The organism is Flavobacterium sp. 83 (assembly GCF_000744835.1).
GTDB lineage: Bacteria > Bacteroidota > Bacteroidia > Flavobacteriales > Flavobacteriaceae > Flavobacterium.
In genome coordinates this window covers 2,733,512-2,759,070 of the sequence record NZ_JQMS01000001.1, presented here as the reverse complement: position 1 = coordinate 2,759,070, position 25,559 = coordinate 2,733,512, and the positions used below count along the sequence as shown (strand labels likewise).

At 32.6% G+C, this 25,559-nt stretch carries 17 protein-coding genes; 14 read left to right on the top strand and 3 right to left on the bottom strand.

Annotated features, from left to right (window positions below):
- Positions 1–13 precede the first annotated feature (13 nt).
- Positions 14–1,501 (bottom strand): aminotransferase class V-fold PLP-dependent enzyme, encoded by a 1,488-nt coding sequence (locus T410_RS12090; protein ID WP_035672066.1) that lies wholly within the window; start codon positions 1,499–1,501, stop codon positions 14–16.
- A 212-nt stretch (positions 1,502–1,713) separates the two neighbouring features.
- Here T410_RS12090 and T410_RS12085 point away from each other — a divergent pair, with 212 nt between their 5' ends.
- Positions 1,714–2,298, top strand: coding sequence for a hypothetical protein (locus T410_RS12085; protein WP_035672063.1), 585 nt, complete (start codon positions 1,714–1,716; stop codon positions 2,296–2,298).
- A gap of 336 nt (positions 2,299–2,634) precedes the next feature.
- Here T410_RS12085 and T410_RS12080 read toward each other — a convergent pair whose 3' ends face one another.
- Positions 2,635–3,405: a membrane metalloprotease gene (locus T410_RS12080; RefSeq protein WP_035672060.1), complete on the bottom strand. Its 771-nt coding sequence runs from the start codon at positions 3,403–3,405 to the stop codon at positions 2,635–2,637.
- Between the two features lie 290 nt (positions 3,406–3,695).
- Positions 3,696–5,084 (bottom strand): phosphoglucosamine mutase, encoded by a 1,389-nt coding sequence (gene glmM / locus T410_RS12075; protein ID WP_035672057.1) that lies wholly within the window; start codon positions 5,082–5,084, stop codon positions 3,696–3,698.
- A gap of 310 nt (positions 5,085–5,394) precedes the next feature.
- On the opposite strand from glmM, the gene T410_RS12070 reads away from it, so the two are divergent.
- The 13 genes from T410_RS12070 (at position 5,395) to T410_RS12010 (ending at position 25,548) form a co-directional block, all read left to right on the top strand.
- Positions 5,395–6,645: a YaiO family outer membrane beta-barrel protein gene (locus tag T410_RS12070; RefSeq protein ID WP_051929412.1), complete on the top strand. Its 1,251-nt coding sequence runs from the start codon at positions 5,395–5,397 to the stop codon at positions 6,643–6,645.
- 74 nt (positions 6,646–6,719) lie between these two features.
- Positions 6,720–7,835 carry a hypothetical protein gene (locus T410_RS12065; RefSeq protein WP_035672054.1) on the top strand — a complete coding sequence of 372 codons (1,116 nt, stop codon included), beginning with the start codon at positions 6,720–6,722 and terminating at the stop codon, positions 7,833–7,835.
- A gap of 138 nt (positions 7,836–7,973) precedes the next feature.
- Positions 7,974–8,558: an ACP phosphodiesterase gene (locus T410_RS12060; RefSeq protein WP_035672052.1), complete on the top strand. Its 585-nt coding sequence runs from the start codon at positions 7,974–7,976 to the stop codon at positions 8,556–8,558.
- Positions 8,555–10,240 carry a gamma-glutamyltransferase gene (gene ggt / locus T410_RS12055; protein ID WP_035672049.1) on the top strand — a complete coding sequence of 562 codons (1,686 nt, stop codon included), beginning with the start codon at positions 8,555–8,557 and terminating at the stop codon, positions 10,238–10,240. The genes T410_RS12060 and ggt (T410_RS12055) overlap by 4 nt, the downstream gene beginning before the upstream one ends.
- A gap of 17 nt (positions 10,241–10,257) precedes the next feature.
- Positions 10,258–11,943: a gamma-glutamyltransferase gene (gene ggt / locus T410_RS12050; RefSeq protein WP_035672046.1), complete on the top strand. Its 1,686-nt coding sequence runs from the start codon at positions 10,258–10,260 to the stop codon at positions 11,941–11,943.
- Between the two features lie 40 nt (positions 11,944–11,983).
- Complete coding sequence (locus T410_RS12045) at positions 11,984–12,658, top strand: DNA alkylation repair protein (RefSeq protein WP_035674496.1); 675 nt, start codon at positions 11,984–11,986, stop codon at positions 12,656–12,658.
- A 38-nt stretch (positions 12,659–12,696) separates the two neighbouring features.
- Positions 12,697–14,481: a chloride channel protein gene (locus tag T410_RS12040; protein WP_035672044.1), complete on the top strand. Its 1,785-nt coding sequence runs from the start codon at positions 12,697–12,699 to the stop codon at positions 14,479–14,481.
- 59 nt (positions 14,482–14,540) lie between these two features.
- Positions 14,541–15,494 (top strand): Fic family protein, encoded by a 954-nt coding sequence (locus tag T410_RS12035; protein ID WP_035672042.1) that lies wholly within the window; start codon positions 14,541–14,543, stop codon positions 15,492–15,494.
- Between the two features lie 100 nt (positions 15,495–15,594).
- Positions 15,595–18,456, top strand: coding sequence for an excinuclease ABC subunit UvrA (gene uvrA, locus T410_RS12030; RefSeq protein ID WP_035672039.1), 2,862 nt, complete (start codon positions 15,595–15,597; stop codon positions 18,454–18,456).
- A gap of 116 nt (positions 18,457–18,572) precedes the next feature.
- Positions 18,573–18,995, top strand: a complete 423-nt coding sequence (locus T410_RS12025; RefSeq protein WP_081897838.1) for an endonuclease domain-containing protein — start codon at positions 18,573–18,575, stop codon at positions 18,993–18,995.
- A gap of 290 nt (positions 18,996–19,285) precedes the next feature.
- Positions 19,286–20,014 (top strand): TIGR00730 family Rossman fold protein, encoded by a 729-nt coding sequence (locus T410_RS12020; protein ID WP_035672037.1) that lies wholly within the window; start codon positions 19,286–19,288, stop codon positions 20,012–20,014.
- 191 nt (positions 20,015–20,205) lie between these two features.
- The gene (locus T410_RS12015; protein WP_035674493.1) at positions 20,206–22,953 is read left to right on the top strand and encodes an aminopeptidase N; all 2,748 of its coding nucleotides are present in this window, start codon (positions 20,206–20,208) and stop codon (positions 22,951–22,953) included.
- 186 nt (positions 22,954–23,139) lie between these two features.
- Positions 23,140–25,548 (top strand): thiamine pyrophosphate-dependent enzyme, encoded by a 2,409-nt coding sequence (locus T410_RS12010; protein WP_035672035.1) that lies wholly within the window; start codon positions 23,140–23,142, stop codon positions 25,546–25,548.
- Positions 25,549–25,559: the final 11 nt, after the last annotated feature.

Below are 25,559 nucleotides of genomic sequence, written 5' to 3'. Positions count from 1 at the left end.
ATTCTATTAAAATTTATAATGAAAACCAATTTTTCACCAATTCATCTTCTAAAGATTGTGCTTGTTTGTGTACAAACTCATTTGTTATTGAATTATACGTATAGTCTAAAGCCCAAGTTTTATGGTTTTCAGCCAATGCTTTAATGCCATTACAAACAAATTCAATTTCGGCATTAGTGGTTGTGGGATGAATTGACATTCTAATCCAACCCGGTTTTCTAATTAAATCACCTAAGGTAATTTCATCGATTAGTTTATGGGAAGTTTCCTGATCTACATGCAACAGAAAATGACCGTAAGTCCCCGCACAACTGCAACCGCCACGAGTTTGAATTCCGAATTTATCATTTAATAATTTCACACCTAAATTAAAGTGCAAATCTTCTACGAAAAAAGAGATTACTCCTAACCTATCTCGATGCTGACTGGCTAGAATTTTAATATTTGATCTATTTCCAAGAGATTCAAAAACAAAATCCACGATTTCATGTTCTCTTTTCAAAATGTTTTCAATTCCCATTTTCTCCTTTAGCTGTATCGCTAAAGCTGTTTTTATCACCTGAAGAAATCCTGGTGTTCCACCATCTTCCCTATCTTCTATATTATCAATGTATTTATGTTCACCCCAAGGATTCGTCCAACTTACTGTTCCTCCGCCTGGACAATCCGGAACCAAATTTTGATATAATTTTTTATTAAAAACCAAAACACCAGAAGTTCCCGGTCCTCCAAGAAATTTATGAGGCGAAAAGAAAATTGCGTCCAAATAACTTTCTGGATCTTCTGGATGCATATCAATTTCTACATAAGGGCCAGAACAGGCAAAATCAACAAAACAAAGTCCGTTGTGTTTATGCATCATCTTAGCAGCCTCATGATAAGGAGTTCTGATTCCAGTAACATTTGAACAAGAAGTAATAGAAGCAATTTTAAAACTTCTGTCTTTATATTTTTCTAATAATAATTCCAGATTTACAATACTGAACAATCCATCTTCAGTAGATGGAATTACTTCAACATCAGCAATAGTTTCTAGCCAAGACGTTTGATTGGAATGGTGTTCCATGTGCGAAATAAAAACAACTGGTTTCTTTTCGGCAGGAATAGTTATAAAATCCTTTAAATTTTCTGGGACTTTCAAACCCAAAATTCGTTGAAACTTATTGACAACACCTGTCATTCCAGTTCCGTCAGTAATTAAAACATCATCATTATTAGCATGTACATGATGTTTTATAATATTCCTAGCCTTGTGATAGGCCTTTGTCATAGCAGTTCCCGAAACTGTAGTTTCAGTATGCGTATTGGCCACAAAAGGACCAAACTCATTCATCAATTTCTCTTCAATAGGACGATACAAACGACCACTTGCTGTCCAATCTGTATAGATAATTTGTTTTCGTCCAAAAGGCGACTCAAACTCTTGGTTAATTCCAATTATATTATCACGAAACTGTTGGAAATAAAGTTCTAACTGAGTTGGTTTTTCAATAGTAGTCATCATTATTTAATTTACATCAAAGATATTATTATTTTATTGAATTTATAATTTGACGGTTTGTAAATTCTAAGTTTCGTTTAGTTTTTAAAGATTTTAGAATTAATATTTATTGTCAATGAGGTTTCCCGTAAAGTAATCATAAATAAAGGAAATACTTTTGTAAAAGAAATAGAAATCAATCCTATATTCATCATTAAATACCACAAAAAATCATGAATGATAACAGCGTATTAGAAGAAAAATTGCATCATTTATCAGTGGACGAATTAACTCAATATATTTATAACAATGTAGATGTATTAACAACATCCACTTTCAGCGCTTTAAAAAAAGAAATTGCTTTAAGAAAAGATTTACCTAATGATGTTAAAATGCTAATTGGCAATATTCAGGATTTAAGAAATCAAAATTTCATCAATGAAATTCTTCCTTATCTGTATACCAAAAATAGAAAAATAAAAACTGTTGAAGATTTAATAGCTGATTTAAGAAAAAACGAAATACCAGAATCTGATATAACTTCATTACTTTATCAATTACCAAAAATTATTGAAATTAATAATACTCAATATAATTTTGAAAATTCGATAAAATTATTATGGTTAATATCCTGTATACTAATCTCTTTTATTTCTTTGTATATTTTTACCAAAGCAGGCATAATTATTTTTTTGTTTTCTATAATTGCTATAGTTTATATAATCTTTAGCACGAATGAGAAGTCCCGTATTGAAAAATTAAAAAAAAACATAGAATTTTATTTAGAAAACCTGAAACCGTTAGACGCGCTAACTTAGCCCTCACAGGTACTATTACTGGTACAAAAGCAAAGAATTACAGTTAGGTCACAATTAAAAATTGCCATAAAAGAAATAATTAAACTTGATTTTTTTGAATTCTCTAAAATTTACTGCAATATAAAAAGAAAACATTCTTCTTTAAATTATGCAACTATTAAAGAATTTAAAAATCAAATTAATTACAAAATTGTAGCTAAACTTAATGTTGCAATTTTAGTTTACATATCCAGTTTATGTATTGTTTTAGTTTGAGCTTTAACCGGAATCAGTATTCCCAGAAATAAAGCTAATGTCAAGTTCTTACTTTTCATAATTTTCTAATTTCCTATAAAATTATTTTCCTCCATTTGCACGAAGATCTGCAAGACATTGCGCATCGAGTTGCGGTGCTGAACCTCCAGAAACCATATTTGTAATTCCCTTTCCACTTTCTGATGACCAATACATCAAGCAACTTTCCAGATTACAATGCTTAGGATGAGCTGTATCTTCATGATTACTTTGTAACGGAGTTCCTAAATTAGTAAGTCCTAAAATATGTCCTAATTCATGCGTAATTACTGTTGTTTCTAGTAGACTTCTATTAGGTTCAAATGGACTGTCACTCAAACTTTGAACTGTTTTCTCATAAATAACTAAAGAGGTATTTCGATAAGCTGTACCCAAGATAACTGCCGTACTGGTATCAGTCGATGATTTTCCATCTGTAAAAAAGACCCAAACCGCAATTTGATTTGATGTATTGTATTTTGTTCTGTTAGCATCTTCAATTGCTACAATTTCATTGTCGGTAAAAGTTGCTTTCCCAGTTGATGGAATGGCTCTTTTTAAAACACTTATTCCGTTTGGTTTATAAGCCCTCGCAGTAAAAAAAGACACCAAATTATTAATTGCAGTTGTTGATGGTTCAAAGCCCTGAACGTAAACTACTTCTACAACCAAACTAGTAAAAATTTTATCGGATAATAAGTCGTTTGAAGAACTTCCTGCTGCCTTTTTATTAGCTGTTGTTACTGTTCCAGAGCTGTTAATGGAATTATCTTCCTTTGAACAGGATATAAATAATGCAAGCACAACTATTAGTATGATAATTATTTTTTTCACAATTTTTTTTTAATTAATATAATTGAGGAATAATTTAATTGAACTTAATTTTCTAATATGTCTTTATTTATGGATAAGAAGGCTCATTGGATTAAAAAAATCAAGTAAACAATTCCAATTTATTATAATATGATTAACTCAATTTAATAACCATTCGTATAATTGTAAACTTATTTTTCATTATTTATATATGAAAAATAAAACTAGTTAAAACTAAAATCTAATTATATAAAATGACAAAACCCTTTCAAAGTAGAATTTGAAAGGGTTTTTATCTGAAAACAATTGTTTTAAATTCCCGCAATAGCTTTTATTTCATCAATAATTCTTAGTGCCAAAGTATCTGCTTTTTCTTGTGAAGCGGCTTCAGTATATATACGAATGATTGGCTCTGTATTTGATTTTCGTAGGTGAACCCAATTTTCAGCAAAATCAATTTTCACTCCATCGATTGTCGTTATATCTTCATTTTTGTATTTCTCTGTCATAGCAACAAGAATCGCATCAACATCAATTTGTGGCGTCAATTCGATTTTATTTTTGCTCATATAATACTCCGGATACGAAGCACGTAAAGCAGAAACAGTCATTTTTTTATTAGCCAAATGCGTTAAAAACAAGGCTACTCCCACTAAACTGTCACGACCATAATGCAGTTCCGGATAAATGATTCCACCGTTTCCTTCGCCACCAATCACAGCATTGTTCTTTTTCATTAGTTCCACTACATTCACCTCACCTACGGCACTGGCTTCATAACTTCCGTTATGTGCATTTGTAACATCACGCAATGCTCTGGAAGATGACATATTCGAAACTGTATTTCCAGGAGTTTTACTCAATACATAATCAGCACAAGCTACTAGGGTATATTCTTCACCAAACATTTCGCCATCTTCACAAATGAACGCCAAGCGATCAACATCAGGATCGACTACAATTCCTAAATCAGCTTTTTCTTTAACTACTAATTCTGAAATGTCGGTCAAATGTTCTTTTAAAGGTTCTGGATTATGAGGAAAATGTCCGTTTGGTTCGCAATATAATTTAACTACTTCAACACCCATTAATTCTAATAATCTTGGAATAATAATTCCTCCCGAAGAATTTACACCATCAACAACTACTTTGAATTTAGCTGCTTTCACTACATCAACATCAACAAGAGGTAAATTCAATACTTCGTCAATATGAATATCCATATAAGCATCGTTTATAAGTATAACTCCTAAATCGTCCACGTCAGAAAAATCGAAAGCTTCAGCATCAGCAATTTCAAGAATTTTCAGTCCTTCTTCACCATTTAGAAATTCTCCTTTTTCATTCAATAGTTTCAAAGCATTCCATTGTTTTGGATTATGCGAAGCAGTAAGGATAATTCCTCCTTCAGCTTTTTCTAACGGAACAGCTACTTCCACAGTTGGCGTTGTAGAAAGACCTAAATCAATAACATCAATTCCTAGTCCAATCAAAGTATTCACTACTAAATTATGAATCATTGGTCCTGAAATACGAGCATCACGCCCCACAACAACAGTTATTTTATCTTTCCCTATATAGTTTTTTAACCAGGTTCCGTATGCCGAAGCAAATTTAACCGCATCAACAGGAGTAAGATTATCTCCTACTTTACCTCCAATTGTTCCACGTATTCCCGATATTGATTTTATTAAAGTCATTTATGATTTAGATTTTAAAGTATTAACAATACACAAATATAAAAAAGTTACTGAGTTGTAATAATACTTGTCAAATATGTTTTTAAAAATTGTTGCAATTAAATTTAATTACTAAATTTAATGCCTTAATTTGTAGTTAACTGTATCATTTTATAAGAAAAAAACGAATAATATAAATCGTCAAAACATATTATTTTTTTTAATGTAAATCATTACTTTTACCTCAAAAATCATTTTTTTGAAAGAAATTTACAATAATTTTATAAAATTGAGACGTTAAACAGAAAATTAATACAAACAAAATTGCCCTATGAAAATAAAATATATACTTGTTTTAGTTGTATTTTTAACTAACACATATTTATTCTCTCAAAAAATCGATACTGATAGTCTATTAGTAGTGACGAATAAATTAATTACTGTTGAAAAAAATTATACTAAAGCAATTGAACTTGGTCATTTAGGAATAAAAAAAGCCCCTAATTATTTAGATTTTCATGTGGCATTGGGTCGCGCTTATAAAATGACAAATGAGATTGATAGCGCCCGATACTATTTCAATTATGTCATTATTAAAAATCCTAAATATAAAGAAGCATTTAGTTACTTGACAAAACTTGAAATAGAACAAAAAAATAGTAAAAGTGCTAATACGGTTATAGACCAAGCAATCTCTTTTTATCCTGAAGAAAGAGATTTTTATCTATTAAAACTACAAGCTTTAAATTTAGAAAAAGAACCAAAAATAACTTTTGAGTATTTAAACTTTTTAGTCAAAAAATATCCTGAAGATACTGATTTAAAAGACCAATTATTTGATTTGAAATTGAATTCATTTTCAGATAGAATAGGTATTAGCAATAATACAACCTTTTTTAATAGATCAGGAGTTGGTCCATGGAATTATACCAGCTTGCAATATGTTAAGCAACTAAAAAATATAACCCTTATTGGTAGATATAATTATAATGATCGACAATCTAATAATAACAGCATACTTTCGGGTTCCCTTTATGAAATTGAAACTTATATTAAAACATCCAAAAAAAATTATTCCTACCTAAATGTTGGTTATAGCGAGGATAGAATTTTTCCAAAATTAAGGTTGAATTATTCATTTTTTCAAAATTTAGGTAATCGTTGGGATGGAGAATTAGGAATAAGATACAATAAAACAATCAATAATGAAACTTATTCAGCTGCAATAGGTGTAAGTAAATATATTGGTGCAGGCTGGTTAAATATAAAAACATACATGCAACTAGGTGAACAAAAACCATATCCATCGTTTTCAGCTACATATAGATATTATTTCAATTCAAGATACGACTATTTCTCATTGAATACAGGATATGGAACATCTCCAGATGAAAGAGAAACAATTTCACAATTTAGTGAGCGGATTTCATTAAACTCCTATAGATTTGGGGCAGGTTATAATAAAGTACTTTTCAAAAAATTTATTTATGGGATACAAACAGGATATAATAGACAAGAATATTCCCCAAGTAAGTTCCAAAACGAAATAAATATTTCGATGCAATTACAATATATATTTTAAAAAAAATAATCAAAACTATAAAATACACTTTCAAAGATAGTATAGCAATAATTATGTAAATAAAAACAGTAAACATGAATAAAAACACTTCAAATAACACGCTTAAAAATGCAATAACTTTTTGTTTTTTTGGATTAAGTTTAGTCTTTCCTCTAGGTCTTTTAATGCTAACTGTTGGGCCATCAAGAATGTTAGCTGAAAAAGCTGCAAATGAAAACTGGTCTCACTCAAATGAAAGTTTAGTTCAAAAAATAGCCATTTTAATTTTTTTAATAACCGTTCTGTTTATAACTATTTTAATTTCTCGTTTTTTTTATAACTCCCAAAACAAAACAACTAAAGGGTTAATGCTTCTTTTTTCAGGAATAGCATTAATGGTCTCATTATATATTTTCAGTTTTAGACCTGAACTTCTTGTCAATTCTAATTTGGATTATAGTAAATTTAATAAAAGTGAAAATGCTGAATTTCACTTTGGCTCCTATCCAGATGCCAAAAAAATAAAAGAACTAAAATCTCAAAATTATACTGCTATTATTTCATTATTAAGTGAAATGGTTATTCCGGCAGAGCCTATCTTAATGCAAGAAGAATTAACAAATACAAGTGATATTGGAATTAAATTAATTTCAATTCCTATGCTGCCATGGATAGATGACAATGATACTTCCTTAATTAAAATAAAAAATATAGCCCATAATTTAAAAGGCAAATATTACGTTCATTGCTATTTAGGCAAAGACAGAGCCAATGTCTTTCGTAATATAATAGTAAATGAAAATAGTACATTAAAAATAAAAAGTGAACTTGGTACTAATAATATTGATACCTTAAAAAGTTTTGAACGTGGAAAAATCATAAAACTGCAACAACATGTTTACTTCACACCTTATCCAACTGACGACGAGTTTTTTGGTTTTATATTAAACGGAAAAATGAAAAATGTTGTTAGTATAATGGATCCCAAAACTAACGATGTCTTAATTGAAAAAGAGCATAAAATCATGAAACAATACAATCAAAAATTTCTTTTTTTACCAATTTCTGATTCAACTACTGACAAGGAAATACAAACAATCGTAGATAGCATACTAAAACTCAAACAACCTGTTTTAATAAACTCATATTCAACTAAATCTGTTCTTTCAGAACGATTTATAAAAGTATATAATTTAACGATAACAAAATAAAACAGATTAATTACTAAAAATATCTTTTTTACATATTATATAGAAATCAAGACTCAAATATAGTTCTTTAAGTACAGCGTTTTGTTTATATTTATAGCAACAAATTTTCCGATGGCTAATAATCCAATAAACTAACAGATGAATTTCCTAGCACACATTTATCTTTCAGGTGACAATGATTTAATCAAAATTGGTAATTTTATGGCTGATGGAATTCGTGGAAAACAGTTTGAAAGTTATCCCATTGATATCCAAAAAGGAATCATTCTACACCGAGCTATCGATACATTTACTGATGCCCATCCCATTTTCAGAAAAAGCACAAAACGACTTCATGAAAATTACCATCATTATGCAGGTGTTATTGTAGATGTTTTCTACGATCATTTTTTGGCAAAAAACTGGACTAAATATTCTGATGAAAAACTTGACATTTTCGTCGATCGTTTTTATCAATGTTTGCATGTCAACAATGCTGTTCTTTCAGAAAGAACCAAAGGAATGATGCCATACATGATAAAACAAAATTGGTTAGTAAGTTATCAAACTATTGATGGAATTAATCGAATCTTGACGCAGATGGATCATCGTACCAAAAACGAATCTAAAATGCAATTTGCTACTAATGAACTTTCGGAATTTTATTCAGAATTTGAAACCGAGTTTAGCGATTTTTTTAAAGAATTAATACTATTTTCTAATGCTAAAATAATAACCTTATGAAAAAAATACTGTTTCTGCTTGCCTTTGCCGTTTTAGCATGTAAATCGAATGAAAAAATAATTGAGCCAACGGGGTTAGTAACCTCAAAAGCGATGGTAGTATCAGCGCGTGAAGAAGCTTCGCAAATTGGGATTGAAATCATGCAAAAAGGCGGAAATGCTTTTGATGCGATGGTTGCCACAGAACTAGCTTTGGCAGTTTCACATCCACAGGCGGGAAATATTGGTGGAGGCGGTTTTATGGTTTTTAGAAAAGCCGATGGTGAAACTGGAGCAATCGATTACAGAGAAAAAGCACCTCTAGCGGCAACTAAAAATATGTATCTGGATAAAAACGGAAATGTAATTGAAGGAAAAAGTAGAGAAACAGCTTTGGCATCGGGAATTCCTGGTACAATTGCAGGAATATTCGAAGTACATAAAAAATATGGTTCTCTACCTATAAGTGAAATTCTGAAACCAGTAATTGCTTTAGCCCAAAGAGGAGTCGTTGTTACTAAATTTCAAGCGGAAAGTTTAAATTATTACAGAGATTCATTTATAAAAAGTAATGGTAAAAACAGTTTATTTTCAAAAGAATATAAAGAAAATGACACTATAAAATATCCAGCATTAGCAGCTACTTTAAAAAGAATTGCCATAAACGGTCGTGATGAATTTTACAATGGAGAAACTGCTCAAAAATTAGTTGCTTTTTTGGCTAAAAAAGGTGGAAATATAACCTTGGAAGATTTGAAAAAATATCAGGCTAAATGGAGAACTCCAATTACATTTAAATATAAAAATTTAAAAATAACCTCTATGTCTCCGCCAAGTAGCGGTGGAATATGTCTGAATCAAATCATGAAAATGATTGAGCCTTTCAATCTCTCTCAAATGGGACACAACAGTCTAAAAACCATTCAGGTAATCACTGAAGCAGAGCGAAGAGCATATGCTGACAGAAATTATTTCCTTGGAGATCCTGATTTTGTAAAACTTCCGTTGAAAGAATTAGTGGATCCAACCTATTTAGAAAAAAGAATGAGTAATTTTTCTTTTGATAAAGCATCAAAATCCTCTGATATTGCAAATGGAGAAATCAAAGGCTATGAAAGTAAACAAACCACCCATTATTCTATTGTGGATGCTAAAGGTAATGCTGTTGCGGTTACAACTACATTAAATGATAATTATGGATCTAAAATATATTGCGATGAATTGGGTTTCTTTTTAAACAATCAAATGGATGATTTTAGTGCAAAGCCAGGAGTTCCTAACTTATATGGACTAACCGGAACTGAAGCCAACAGCATTGCTCCCGAAAAAAGAATGTTAAGCTCTATGACGCCGACTATTGTTGAGAAAGAGGGAAAACTTTTCATGGTTGTAGGAACACCGGGAGGTTCTACCATTATCACTTCCGTTTTACAAACAATATTGAATGTCTATGAATTTGGCATGAGCATGCAAGCGGCAGTAAATGCACCCCGTTTTCATCATCAATGGTTACCGGATGAAATTACTTTTGAGCCCAATTCCTTCAATAAGGATTTATTAAATAATTTAAAGAAAAAAGACTATATCATCAATGAAAAAAACAAGGAAATTATAGGCGAGGTAGACGCCATTTTAGTTCTTCCAAATGGAAAACTAGAAGGTGGTGCAGATAAAAGAGGTGATAATAAAGCGGTTGGTTTTTAAAAAATTAAAATATCCAAATGAAAAAAATTATTATTCTATTGAGTGTTTTTTCTATTGGTTGTAAAACCCAGAATGTTATGGTAAAGCCTACAGGGCTGGTTGCTAATAAAGCAATGGTGGTATCGGCACGTGAAGAGGCTTCACAAATTGGTGTTGAAATTATGAAAAAAGGTGGTAATGCTTTTGATGCAATGGTTGCTACTGAACTGGCTCTTGCAGTATCCTATCCATATGCAGGAAATATTGGGGGGGGTGGTTTTATGGTCTATCGAAAAGCGACTGGGGAAACCGGAACTTTGGATTATCGCGAAAAAGCCCCGTTAGCAGCTACTAAAGATATGTTTCTCGATGATAAAGGGAATGTTATAAAAGGGAAAAGTACATCTACAGCACTCGCCATTGGAATCCCTGGAACCATCGCAGGAGTATTTGAAGTACATAGAAAATTAGGATCCCTACCTATCGAAACAATATTAAAACCCGTAATAGAATTAGCAGAACGTGGAGTTATCGTTACCAATAAACAAGAAAAAAGACTTAGCGAATACCGAAACGAGTTAATTAAAATAAACGGAGCTAATTCCCTTCTTTCGACTGTCTATAAAGAAAATGACACTATTAAATACCCTGCCTTGGCAGCCATATTAAGACGGATTTCTAAAAATGGTAGAGCTGAATTTTACAAAGGTGAAACAGCTAAAATATTGGTGCAATACCTTCAGGAAAAAGGAGCTATAATTACTATGGAAGATTTAGCCAAATATGAAGCCAAATGGAGAACACCACTCACTTTTGATTATAAAGATTTAAAGATCATTTCCATGCCGCCACCCAGTAGTGGCGGAATATGTCTAGCTCAAATTTTTAAAATGATAGCTCCATATGATTTGGCCAAAATGGGACATAATTCATCTGAATCTATTCAGGTCATTGTTGAAGCCGAAAGAAGAGCCTATGCTGATCGAAGCTATTTCTTGGGCGATCCTGACTTTGTAAAAATTCCCCTTAAGGGATTAATGAATGATGATTATTTAAAACAAAGAATGGCAAGTTTTAATGTTGATAAGGCTACACTTTCATCAGATATAAAAGAAGGAAAAGTAAACTATAACGAAAGTACTGAAACCACACATTATTCTATTGTGGATCAATTTGGTAATGCTGTAGCTGCTACGACAACGCTAAATGCAGGTTATGGCTCTAAATATTATTGTGAGGCATTAGGCTTTTTCCTCAACAACGAAATGGACGATTTTAGCACGAAACCCGGAGAACCTAATATGTTTGGATTAATAGGAAATGAAGCCAACAGTATTGCGCCACAAAAACGAATGTTGAGTTCTATGACTCCAACTATTGTAGAGAAAAACGGAAAATTATTTATGGTTGTAGGTTCACCTGGAGGTTCTACAATCATCACTTCAGTATTGCAAACAATATTAAATGTTCATGAATATGGTTTAAGCATGCAGCAAGCAGTTAACGCACCTCGTTTTCACCACCAATGGCTACCTGATTTAATCACTTTTGAACCTAATACTTTCGATACTAAAACCTTTGATTCTTTGAAATTAAAAGGATATAAAATCAATGAAAAAACGACGCCTGTAATAGGAAAAGTTGATGCAATATTAGTTTTGCCAAATAAAAAATTAGAAGGTGGAGCTGATTTTAGAGGAGACGATACAGCTGTAGGATTTTAGTCCTTCGACTGTGCTCAGGATGACGACAAATTTAATATTTATGAACTTTATACTTGAATTAGAAAACGCTTTCACAACAAACAAAAATCAGGAAAGTGCTTTTGCAATGGCAAAATACATGAAAAATAATTTCCTTTTTTTTGGGATAAAAACTGAGGAACGAAGACGTATTTTTAAGGAGATTTATAAAGAATACAAAGAAGAAATTACAGCAAACGCTAGAGCAATTGCTTTAGAATTGTATTCAAAACCAGAACGAGAATTTCATTATTGTGCTATTGAAATTTTGATAAAAGAGCTCAAAGGAAATTATAAAAAAAATGACATTCAACTGATTGAAAAACTAATACTAACGAACTCTTGGTGGGACAGTGTTGATACAATATCGAAATACATATTAGGTGAATATCTATTAGAATTTCCAATGGAGACCAAAAATGTAATAGAACATTTTTCAAAGTCAGAAAATATGTGGTTGAACCGAAGTGCGATTCTATTTCAATTGGGTTATAAGCAAAAAACAAATACTATTTTTTTATTCTCAGAATGTTTAAAACAAGCTGATTCTAAAGCATTTTTTATTCAAAAGGCTATTGGCTGGGCATTGCGGGAATATGCTAAAACTAATCCGGATGCGGTTAAAGAATTTGTTTCAAAGGCTAATTTAAAACCATTAAGCACAAAAGAAGCGTTAAAAAATATTTGTTACCCTTAAAATAGTAGTAATTTTGCTTCCCTTATAAAAAATTTATAATGTTCAAAAAATATCTCTCAAAATTAGAAATAATAATTGCTTTTGCGCAATCTATGTTAACGCCAAAGCAGTTTATCTTTTTATCCTCGGTTTTAGTTGGTATTTCATCCGCGTTTGCAGTAATTGTTTTAAAAACATTTGCCCATTGGGTATTTTCGTTTGCCACCTATGTAAGTGGAATTTTGAAATTAGGTTTCATAAATAGTATTTTACCAATTATTGGAATTTTATTGACCGTTTTTGTAGTAAAGAGAGTCTTAAGCGGAACAATTGAAAAAGGAACATCCCAAATTTTATATGCTGTTGCCAAAAAAGCAAGTATTATTCCAAAAAAACAAATGTATGCCCAAATCGTAACCAGTTCCCTAACGGTTGGTTTAGGAGGTTCCGCAGGTTTAGAAAGTCCTATTGTAATTACGGGTGCCGCATTTGGTTCTAATTATGCTCAAAAATATAAATTAAGCTATAAAGACCGAACACTTCTTATTGGTTGTGGTGTTGCAGCTGGTATTGCCGCCGCATTTAATGCTCCTATTGCTGGAGTTTTATTTGCCATTGAAGTTTTGTTGGTTGACGTTAGTATTTCAGCATTTACACCCATTATGATTGCCGCAGCTACTGGTGCTTTGGTTTCTGTTATAGCTTTAGATGAGACCATTTTGTTATCTTTTAAACAACAAGAAACTTTTAACTATCATAATATTCCTTTTTATGTTCTTTTAGGATTATTTACTGGATTAATTTCTGTTTATTATTCTCGAAATTTTGAGCGAGTTGAACATTTTTTTGAACGACTAAAATTTTCAGCTTATAAAAAAGCATTCTTTGGAGCTTCAGTTTTAGCGATTCTAATTTTTATTTTTCCCACACTTTTTGGAGAAGGATATGAAAGTATAAAAACATTATCAGAGCATGATCCTGGCCAGTTAATGGAAAACACACTGTTTAATGGATTTAGAAATAACAGTTGGGCACTCTTAGCTTTTGTTGGTGTTACAATGATGGTAAAAGTTTTTGCTACAGGAATTACGCTGGGTTGCGGTGGTAATGGAGGTAACTTTGCTCCTTCCCTATTTTTAGGCTCTTATGTTGGGTTTTTCTTTTCTAAATTTCTAAATCTAACAGGATTAACAAAACTACCAATCAGTAATTTTACTATGGTAGGAATGGCAGGAATATTAAGTGGGTTGTTTCATGCGCCCTTAACCGCCATTTTCTTAATTGCTGAAATTACCGGAGGTTATAACTTGATGATTCCTCTAATGATTGTTGCTTCTATCAGTTTTGCCATTTCTAAACGATTTGAAAAACATTCCATGGATGTGAAAAATTTAGCCAAAAAAGGACATGCTTTCACTAGCAATAAAGACACCAATGTACTATCAACATTAGATATTAATAAAATCATACAAACGGATTATTTAACCGTTTCCCCCGATGAAAATCTGGAAAAATTAGTTGATTTAATTTCTCATTCCAATCAGGTTATTTTTGCTGTCGTAGATAAAGACCAGAAAATGGTAGGAATCGTGCATTTTAATACCATCAGAGAGATTATTTTCAACCCTTATCGTGTCAAATATACTTTGATAAAAGAAGTTATGATTCCGCCTATAGAAATAATATCCCCCGAGGATAGTATGGAAACTGTAATGGATAAATTTGAAAAAGCTAAAGTTGTTTTTCTACCGGTAATCAAAGAGGGCAAATATTATGGTTTTATTTCTAAATCTATTGCTCTTGAAGCCTATAGAGCCAAACTAAAATCAATGACAATTGAATAAATTAATATCGGATAGATAAAAATTTCAATTATCCGATATTAAGCAGTACATTTGTGGCTATGTGGAAGATAGACCTAAACTACCGAGAAGAATTTCAAACAAGTTTTGAAAGATTGTATGAAAAAAAGCAAGTTTTGCAAACCAGCAGACCATTGCCAAATATCGCTTTGCATAAAATTAGAGAAAGCCTCTCCATTGAATGGACCTACAACTCTAATAGTATTGAAGGCAATACAATGAGCCTTAGGGAGACACAAATGGTTATTCAAGAAGGCATTACCATTAAAGGGAAATCGCTTCGGGAACATTTTGAAACTCACAATCATGATAAAGCCATTGACTATTTATATTCTATTGTAAATGATGATTATAATTTAAGGAGTATTGATATTTTATCTTTGCACGGATTGGTTTTACGCTCAATCGAAGATGACTTTGCCGGACGTATTCGTAATGGAGGTGTTCGCATTACTGGCGCTAATTTTACCCCACCAAATGCAAATAAAGTTCCTGATGAATTGGATGAACTAATTGATTTCATAAATACAAATCCATTGCAGCTTAATGATATTGAGTTAGCAACCGTTTTTCACCATAAATTGGTTTGGATACATCCTTTCTTTGACGGAAATGGTCGTACGGTACGGTTGGCAATGAATTTATTGCTAATGCGTTCTGGATTTCCGCCTGCTATAATTTTAAAAAATGACAGAAAGAAATACTACGAAGCACTAAATCAAGCTAATGGTGGTAATTATCAAAAATTGACTCTGCTGATGTATCAATCATTGGAACGCACTTTGAATATTTACATTAATGCGTTACCAGGAAATGACAAAGAATATGTAGCAATTTCAAATTTAGTTCAAGAACCTAATATGCCTTACGGCCAAGAATACATCAGTTTATTGGCTAGAACAGGAAAAATTGATGCCTACAAAGAAGGTAGAAACTGGCTTACCACTAGAGAAGCCGTCGAGGATTACATGGCAACAAGAAAAAGAAAACGCTAACTTATGTTGGCGTTTTTAACACCCTATTTTAACATAAACTTCTAAACTGTTCTATCGAAAGAATAAATCAAAATGGTAACTTTGCTTTTTTGCAAAAATTATGCTAGACAAAGACAATACCATTGAAGTTCAAGGCGCTCGCGTTCACAACTTAAAAAATATAGATGTTTCCATTCCTCGTGAAAAACTGGTCGTAATTACCGGTCTTTCGGGTTCCGGGAAATCCTCCTTAGCTTTTGATACGATTTATGCCGAAGGGCAACGCCGTTATGTAGAAACTTTTTCTGCTTATGCACGTCAATTTCTAGGTGGATTAGAACGTCCAGATGTCGATAAAATTGACGGACTTTCTCCTGTAATTGCTATCGAACAAAAAACAACCAGTAAAAGTCCGCGTTCCACCGTGGGAACAATTACCGAAATTTATGATTTCCTGCGTTTGCTTTACGCTCGTGGTGCTGACGCCTACAGCTATAATACAGGAGAAAAGATGGTTAGTTATAATGATGAACAAATCAAAGATTTGATAATTCATGATTTCAAAGGAAAACGCATCAATCTTTTGGCTCCGGTTATTCGTGCTCGAAAAGGACATTATGCGGAACTTTTTCAACAAATTGCCAAACAAGGTTTTCTTAAAGTTCGTGTTAATGGCGATATATTGGATATTACTTTAGGAATGAAATTAGACCGTTATAAAACACACGATATCGAAATTGTTGTGGATCGAATGGTGATTGATGATACTCCTGACCCGAGGACGAAGGACGAACTGGCGAAGCAAAATGAAAAACGTTTGATTGAAAGCATCAACACGGCCATGCATCACGGGGAGAATGTATTGATGGTTTTAGATCAAGATTCTAATGAAGTACGATTTTTTAGTAGAAATTTGATGTGTCCTACAACAGGAATTTCATACCAAAATCCAGAGCCGAATTTATTTTCGTTCAACTCGCCAAAAGGCGCTTGTGATCATTGCAACGGTCTAGGAATGGTAAATGAAATCAATACAAAAAAGATTATTCCAAACCCAAAATTGTCTATAAAAGCAGGTGGTTTTGCTCCTTTGGGCGAATACAAATCATCCTGGATTTTTAAGCAATTGGAAATCATAGGCGAAAAATATGGCTTCAAACTGACGGATGCCATAGAAACCATTCCTGATGAAGCAATGGAAATGATTTTGAATGGTGGAAAAGAAAAATTTACCATCAATTCAAAAGATTTAGGCGTTGCCCGTGAATACAAAATTGATTTTGAAGGGATTTCACATTTCATAAAAAATCAACACGATGAAAGTGGTTCCACAAGTATAAAGCGTTGGGCAAAGGAATTCATGGACGAAATAAAATGTCCCGTTTGCGAAGGTTCCCGTTTGAAAAAAGAAGCTTTATTCTTTAAAATCAATGAAAAAAATATTACCGAATTGTGCGATATGGACATTTCGGATTTGACAGCTTGGTTTCTAGATTTAGATAATCATTTATCGGATAAACAGAAACGTATCGCAACTGAAGTAATCAAAGAGATTAAGGATCGATTGAACTTTTTGATGAATGTAGGTTTGGATTATTTGGCTTTAAGCCGAAGCTCCAAATCACTTTCGGGTGGTGAAGCACAACGCATCCGTTTGGCAACACAAATTGGTTCACAGCTAGTTGGTGTTTTGTATATTTTGGATGAGCCAAGTATTGGTTTACACCAAAGAGACAATGACAAATTGATTCATTCACTAGAGCAATTACGCGATATTGGTAACTCGGTAATTGTGGTGGAACATGATAAAGACATGATTGAACGTGCGGATTATGTAATTGACATTGGACCCAAAGCAGGGAAATACGGAGGCGAAATCATCAGCAAAGGAACACCTGCTGAAATTCTGAAACATCATACTATTACAGCAATGTATATGAATGGGGAGATGAAAATCGAGGTTCCAAAAAAACGTCGTGAAGGAAATGGAAAATTCCTGAAACTGACCGGAGCAACAGGAAATAACTTGAAGAATGTTTCGATAGAATTGCCTTTGGGCAAAATGATTTGCGTTACCGGAGTTTCAGGAAGTGGGAAATCAACTTTGATTAATGAAACCCTCTACCCTATTTTGAACGCCTATTATTTCAACGGTGTCAAAAAACCGCAGCCATATAAAAAAATTGAAGGATTGGAACATATCGATAAAGTGATTGATATTGACCAGAGCCCGATTGGAAGAACGCCACGAAGTAATCCGGCAACATACACCGAAGTTTTCACCGAAATCAGAAATCTGTTTACAATGACATCCGAAAGTATGATTCGGGGATATAAAGCAGGTCGATTCAGTTTTAATGTCAAAGGCGGACGCTGTGAAACCTGCGAAGGCTCTGGAGTACGTACAATTGAAATGAACTTTCTACCAGACGTTTATGTGGAATGTGAAACTTGCCAAGGAAAACGTTTTAACAGAGAAACATTGGAAATTCGATACAAAGGAAAATCCATTTCGGATGTTTTGAATATGACTGTAGATGAAGCGGTTCCGTTTTTTGAAATGATTCCGAAGATTTACAGAAAAGTAAAAACCATTCAGGATGTTGGTTTAGGATATATTACACTTGGCCAACAAAGCACGACCCTTTCTGGCGGTGAAGCACAACGAATTAAACTGGCAGGAGAATTATCCAAAAAAGATACCGGAAACACGTTTTATATTTTGGACGAACCCACAACTGGATTGCATTTTGAAGACATTAGAGTGTTGATGGAAGTAATTAACAAACTGGTTGATAAAGGAAATACGATTTTGATTATCGAGCATAATATGGATGTAATTAAACTGGCTGATTACATTATTGACATTGGACCTGAAGGAGGAAAAGGAGGCGGACAACTTATTGCGAAAGGAACTCCAGAAGAAATTATAAAAATTAAGAAGAGTTATACGGCGCAGTTTTTGAAAAAAGAGTTACTTTAATTCCCATCCTTTGGAGGGGTGCCTGAAAGGCGGGGTAGTTTTCGTTACTATTAGTGTTTTTTTTTGTAAATTTATTCCTAAGGTCCGTTCTAAAAAAGGGAATAGAAACAAAGATTATGGAAAACAATGGCGAGATAACGGCTTATATAAACATACAGCCTATTTATAGAAATTTCATCGAAAACTTACCCTGCAACATAAAATTAAAAGCTAGATCCCGAGCATTGCGCAAAGCAGGTGTGTTGTCAGAAGTTATCTTTTGGTTGCAAGTGCACAAAGGAATGTTTTGGAAAATAGATTTTGACAGACAAAGAATCATTGGTAATTATATTGTAGATTTTTATGTGAAAACTCTAGGATTGATAATCGAAATTGACGGTTCAAGCCACGACAACAAAGAAGAGTACGATCAAAAAAGAGAAGATTATCTCGTTTCTTTAGGATTAAAGGTTTACAGAATATCTGATTTAAGGGTAAAACATGATTTAAATAATGTGATGATTGAACTAGAGAACTATATTATTGAGGAGTTTGGGTGAGAAATAATATTATTTGGCTAAACGACAATAAAAAACCACCCCGCCTTTCAGGCACCCCTCCAGTGGAGGGGAAAAGGAGGCGGACAACTTATTGCCAAAGGAACTCCAGAAGAAATTATAAAAATTAAGAAGAGTTATACGGCGCAGTTTTTGAAAAAAGAGTTACTTTAGTATTGAGGAGCCCTAGCCCAGATAGCAGTAAAAATCCTTATGAGCCGGGTTTCGGCAATTAAGATTGAAACGAATAGCTGGAAGTAGCTCCAAAAAAACAAGATTATAAAATATAGAAAATGAGATTAGAAGATTTTGATAATGACGAGGATAAAGTAATCCAAGACCGACTAAAAAGAAAAACCTGGAACGAAATAAGAACTAATGACAGTTGGGCGATTTTTAAAATCATGGCCGAATTTGTGAATGGTTACGAAAGCATGGGACGCATTGGTCCGTGTGTAACCATTTTTGGTTCAGCGAGGACAAAACCGGAAGATAAATATTATCTACTTGCTGAAAAAATTGCCTATAAAATCAGTAAAGCAGGTTATGGTGTGATTACTGGCGGTGGTCCAGGAATTATGGAAGCGGGAAATAAAGGAGCACATCTGGGGGGAGGAACCTCAGTGGGATTGAATATAGTGTTGCCCTTTGAACAACATTATAATCCTTATATTGATGGGGATAAGAACTTGAATTTTGATTATTTCTTTGTTCGGAAAGTAATGTTTGTAAAATATTCCCAAGGTTTTGTTGTGATGCCGGGAGGTTTTGGAACTATGGATGAATTGTTTGAAGCCATGACTTTGATTCAGACGAAAAAGATTGCAAAATTTCCAATAATATTAGTTGGCACCAGCTTTTGGTCCGGATTAATCGATTGGATAAAAACGGTTTTAATAGAAAAAGAAGGCACTGTAAGTGCTGATGATTTGAATTTATTTAAGATTGTCGACACCGAAGATGAAGTGGTCGATGTGTTAGATAAATTCTATAAGAAATATGATTTAACTCCTAATTTTTAATTGAAAAGCTGTCTAACAAACAGCTTTTTTTATGTTAATTTGTTTGTTTTCTTACTGTTTTTATCTAAAAAAAAGTATATTTATTTTTTATTAAATTCTAAAGAAAACAGTTGAAATTAATCTTTAAAATCACGGTCTATCTTCTTGTTTTATTGGTATCAGTAAAACAATACGCACAACATCATTCTAAAATGATTGTTGAGTTGAATACCGAGAACAAAACATTGACTATCCAGCAAGAAATTACTTTTTTCAATCAATCGAATGACACATTAACTTCCATTGTACTGAATGATTGGAACAATGCATATTCTGATAAAAACACCCCTTTGGCCAAACGATTTTCAGATGAATTCTACAGGGGTTTTCATTTAGCCAAAGAAGAAGAACGTGGAAGCACTAATAATTTAACTATAATTGATGCAAATCAATTATTTGCTTCATGTAAAAGAACACAGAAAAACCCGGATTATATTGAAGTACAATTGAGAGAAAAACTACTTCCAAATCAAAAAACCACTTTACATCTCACTTATATTACAAAAATACCAAGTGATAAATTCACTAAATACGGCTATAATGATAAAGGCGAAATGAATCTTAAAAACTGGTTCCTTACTCCCGCCCGTTATGATAACCATACTTTTATTAGAAACAGCAACAACAATTTAGATGATATTGCAAATGCTGTTTGTGATTTTGACATTGAATTAAAAACACCTGAAACAATTGAAATCACAACAGATTTAAATAGTACTGGTCCTAATAAATTAGGCAATTTTACAAACTATAAATTACAAGGTAGTAACCGAACGGATTTTAGTCTTTTTGCGGAACCAAAATCCAGTTTTATCAGTTATAAAAATAACACAAATGAAGTACTCACAAATCTCAAAGAAAATAAAATTAGCACTATTGAAAAAGCAATAGTTATAAATAGAGTCATGGATTATGTGAGTACCCTCATTGGAGTATATCCTCATGAAAAAATAATCGTTTCTCAAACTGATTATGAGAGAAACCCTTTTTATGGACTGAATCAATTACCTTCTTTTTTAAGTCCGTTTACTGATGAATTTATATTTGAAATTAAATTTTTGAAAACCTATTTAAACGCCTATTTAAAGACTAGTTTGCGTTTAGATTCAAGAAAAGATAACTGGATTTACGATGGAATTCAGGTTTATGCGATGATGAAATATATTGATGAAAATCATCCAGACGCCAAGATGTTTGGGAGTGTTTCTAAACTCCGATTATTAAAAAGCTACAACTTAACCAACTTAAGTTTTAATGAGCAATACAGCTATTTTTATATGCTTATGGCTCGAAAAAACTTAGACCAGCCGTTAGGTAATCCAAAAAACAGTTTGATAAAATTCAATGAACAAATTGCCAGTAAATACCGTGCCGGATTGAGTTTTAGATATCTGGACGATTATCTGGAACATGATGAAGTAAACAATAGTATTCGTCAATTCTATATTGAAAATAAGGAAAAACAAGTTTCGAGAACTGATTTTGAAAGGATATTACAATCCAATGCTGATAAAGATATTAACTGGTTTTTTAAAACCATAATTGGTTCTCGTGAAATCATAGATTATAAATTTACTGATGTCTCAAAAACGAAAGACAGTATTACTTTTTCAGTAAAAAACAAAACCAATGTTTCGGTTCCTGTTCCTGTTTATGGCGTAAAAAAAGGAGAAATTGTTTTTAAAAAATGGCTTGATGCCAATGAAACGGACAGCACTTTTACCATTGAAAGAAAAAATGCGGATAAAATCGTTTTAAATTATAATAATGAAGTTCCTGAGTACAATTTAAGAAATAATTGGAAGTCCTTGAAAGGTTTTTATCCAACCAACCGACCTATAAAATTTAATTTTATGAAGGATTTAGAAGATCCATATTACAATCAGATTTTATATGTCCCAACATTAACCTATAACTTATATGATGGTTTTTCACCGGGATTGCGATTGCATAACAAAACAATTTTAGATAAGCCTTTTATATTCGACATCAATCCGGCTTACTCTTCAAAAACAAATAATTTGACAGGTTCTGCAGCTTTTTCTGTTAATCAAAACTATAGAAACAGTACGCTTTATAACGTAAGATATTCGGTTTCGGGCTCTTATTTCCATTATGCTCCAGATGCAGCCTACCTGAAAATAAATCCATCGGTACAATTACGAATTAGAGAAGAAAACTTAAGAGACAATAGAAAACAGCTTATAATGTTCCGCCAAGTACTAGTAAATAGAGAGAAAAGTGCTTTAGTGATTGATAATTCCACTGAGAATTACTCGGTTTTTGATGCAAAATACATCAACACAAGAACTGAAGTTACCAATCATTTTAACTTTACTTCAGATCTACAACTATCTGGTAAATTTGGAAAAGTAGCCACTGAATTTGAATACCGTAAATTATTTGAAAACAATTTTCAAATAAATTTACGCCTCTATGCTGGCAGTTTTCTTTACAATAGAACTGCTTCAGACTTTTTTAGTTTTGCATTAGACCGGCCTACGGATTATCTATTTGATTATAATTATTACGGACGATCTGAAAACAGTGGTTTTTTCAGCCAACAATTTATATTAGCTGAAGGTGGTTTTAAATCAAAACTAAACACTCCTTTTGCTAATCAATGGATTACTACTTTGAACGGAAGTTTCAATATTTGGAATTGGATGGAAGTATACAGCGACATTGGTCTTATTAAAAATAGAACACAAGATGCGAGATTCGTTTATGATAGTGGAATTCGTCTGAATCTGGTAACTGACTATTTCGAATTGTATTTTCCAATTTATTCCAACAACGGATGGGAAATTGGACAAAAAAATTATAATGAAAAAATTAGATTTGTGGTTACTTTCTCTCCAAAAACATTAATCAATCTTTTTAATCGAAAATGGTTTTAATTATGGACAAAAACCACCATTCATTGTGTTATTAATAAAAAAAAAGGTTTCCGTATGCAAATAATTAAAAAATACATATGCTAATTAGAAATTTACAACTAATAATCAAATTATATTTTTTTTAATGAATTATGAAAATAGCTACTTTTTAATTAAATTTGCAGCACAAAGTTATACTTTTCAATTATGATAAAAGAAAAAAATAATACTACCCTGACATTTGAAGATTTCAAAATTGAAGTATTAAGTGACTACAAAATAGCTTCTATAAGCAGGGAATGCAGCCTGTTAGGTCGCAAAGAAGTATTAACAGGAAAGGCTAAATTTGGAATATTTGGAGATGGAAAAGAAGTGCCTCAGTTAGCCATGGCAAAAGCATTCAAGAATGGAGATTTCCGTTCAGGATACTATCGCGACCAAACTTTTATGATGGCAATAGGTGAATTAACTTTGCAACAGTTTTTTGCGGGTTTATACGGACATACGGATATTGAACAAGAACCCATGTCAGCAGGAAGACAAATGGGTGGGCATTTTACAACGCATAGTTTGAATGAAGATGGATCATGGAAAGATTTAACTAAACAAAAAAATTCAAGTGCAGATATTTCTCCTACAGCAGCGCAAATGCCACGACTGTTAGGATTAGCACAAGCATCAAAAATATACCGACAAGTTTCAGGAATTACCAATGCAGCAAATTTTTCTGTAGAGGGTAATGAAATAGCTTGGGGAACAATAGGAAATGCAAGTACATCAGAAGGATTGTTTTTTGAGACTATAAATGCAGCAGGTGTTTTACAAGTACCAATGGTTATGAGTGTTTGGGATGACGAGTACGGCATTTCTGTTCATGCAAGACATCAAACCACAAAAGAAAGTATTTCTGAAATTTTAAAAGGGTACCAACGAGAAAACAATTCTAACGGTTTTGAAATATTAAAAGTAAAAGGGTGGGATTATGCCGAATTAATTGCCACTTATGAAAAAGCCGCAAGTATAGCTCGTGAAAAACACATTCCGGTATTAATTCATGTCAACGAATTGACTCAACCACAAGGACATTCCAGTTCAGGATCTCACGAGAGATATAAAGACTCAAATCGATTGGCATGGGAAAAAGATTTTGATTGTCTTCGTCAAATGAAACTGTGGATGATTGCTATCAATATTGCTTCTCCAGAAGAAATTGAAGCAATTGATTTACAAGCCAAAAAAGATGTTTTTGAAGCTAAAAAAGCAGCATGGAATGCATTCATTGAACCTATAATTGAAGAACAAAAAGAGCTAATTTCTTTATTACAAAAAACAGCAGAAACGAGTAAAAACAAAGAAAGAATACTAAAACTCATTACGGATTTAAACAGTATAAAATCTCCTTTGAAAAAAGAGATTCTTGTAACTGCCAGAAAAGTATTACGCTTAGTAATGAATGAAAAAGGCAAAGAAGAACTATCGCTTTGGATAACTTCCTACACTAATAAAACACAACAAAAATTCAGCAGTAACTTGTTTTCTGAAACAGAATTGAATGTATTCTCAGCTGAAAAAGTTTTGCCTGAATATTCCGAAAATGCAAAAGAAGACACAGACGGACGTATGATCTTGCGTGATAACTTTGATGCAATTTTTACAAAATATCCCGAAACACTAATTTTTGGTGAAGATGCTGGAAACATTGGTGATGTAAACCAAGGTTTAGAAGGAATGCAGGAAAAATACGGAGAACTTCGTGTAGCCGATGTTGGAATTCGCGAAGCAACTATTATTGGTCAAGGTATCGGAATGGCTTTAAGAGGCTTACGACCTATTGCCGAAATTCAATATTTGGATTATTTATTGTATGCTATTCAAATCATGAGTGATGATTTAGCAACATTAAGATACCGTACTGTAGGCACGCAAAAAGCACCGCTTATCATACGAACTCGTGGTCATCGATTAGAAGGAATCTGGCATTCTGGTTCTCCTATGGGAATGATAATAAATGCCATACGAGGAATCCATGTTTTGGTTCCAAGAAACATGACACAAGCAGCAGGTTTTTATAATAGTTTATTGGAATGTGACGAACCAGCTTTAGTAATCGAATGTTTGAATGGTTACCGTTTAAAAGAGAAAATGCCTTTGAATTATGGTGAATTCAAAACTCCAATAGGCGTTGTTGAAACCTTGAAAGAAGGTACTGATATTACATTAGTATCTTATGGATCTACTTTAAGATTAGTGCAACAAGCTGCCAAAGAATTACTTGAAGTAGGCATAGATTGCGAGATTATCGATTTACAATCGCTATTGCCATTTGATATTAATCAAGATGTTGTAAAAAGTATTGCGAAAACGAATCGTCTTTTAGTAATCGATGAAGATGTACCAGGAGGAGCTTCAGCATATATATTACAGCAAATTATTGAGCAACAAGATGCTTATGATTATTTGGACAGTAAGCCGCAAACTTTAACTGCAAAAGCGCACCGACCTGCTTATGGCACAGATGGTGACTATTTCTCTAAACCATCATCAGAAGATATATTCGAAAAAGTATATGGAATGATGAATGAGGTAAATCCTTCGAAGTTTCCAAGTTTATATTAAAAAATAATTTT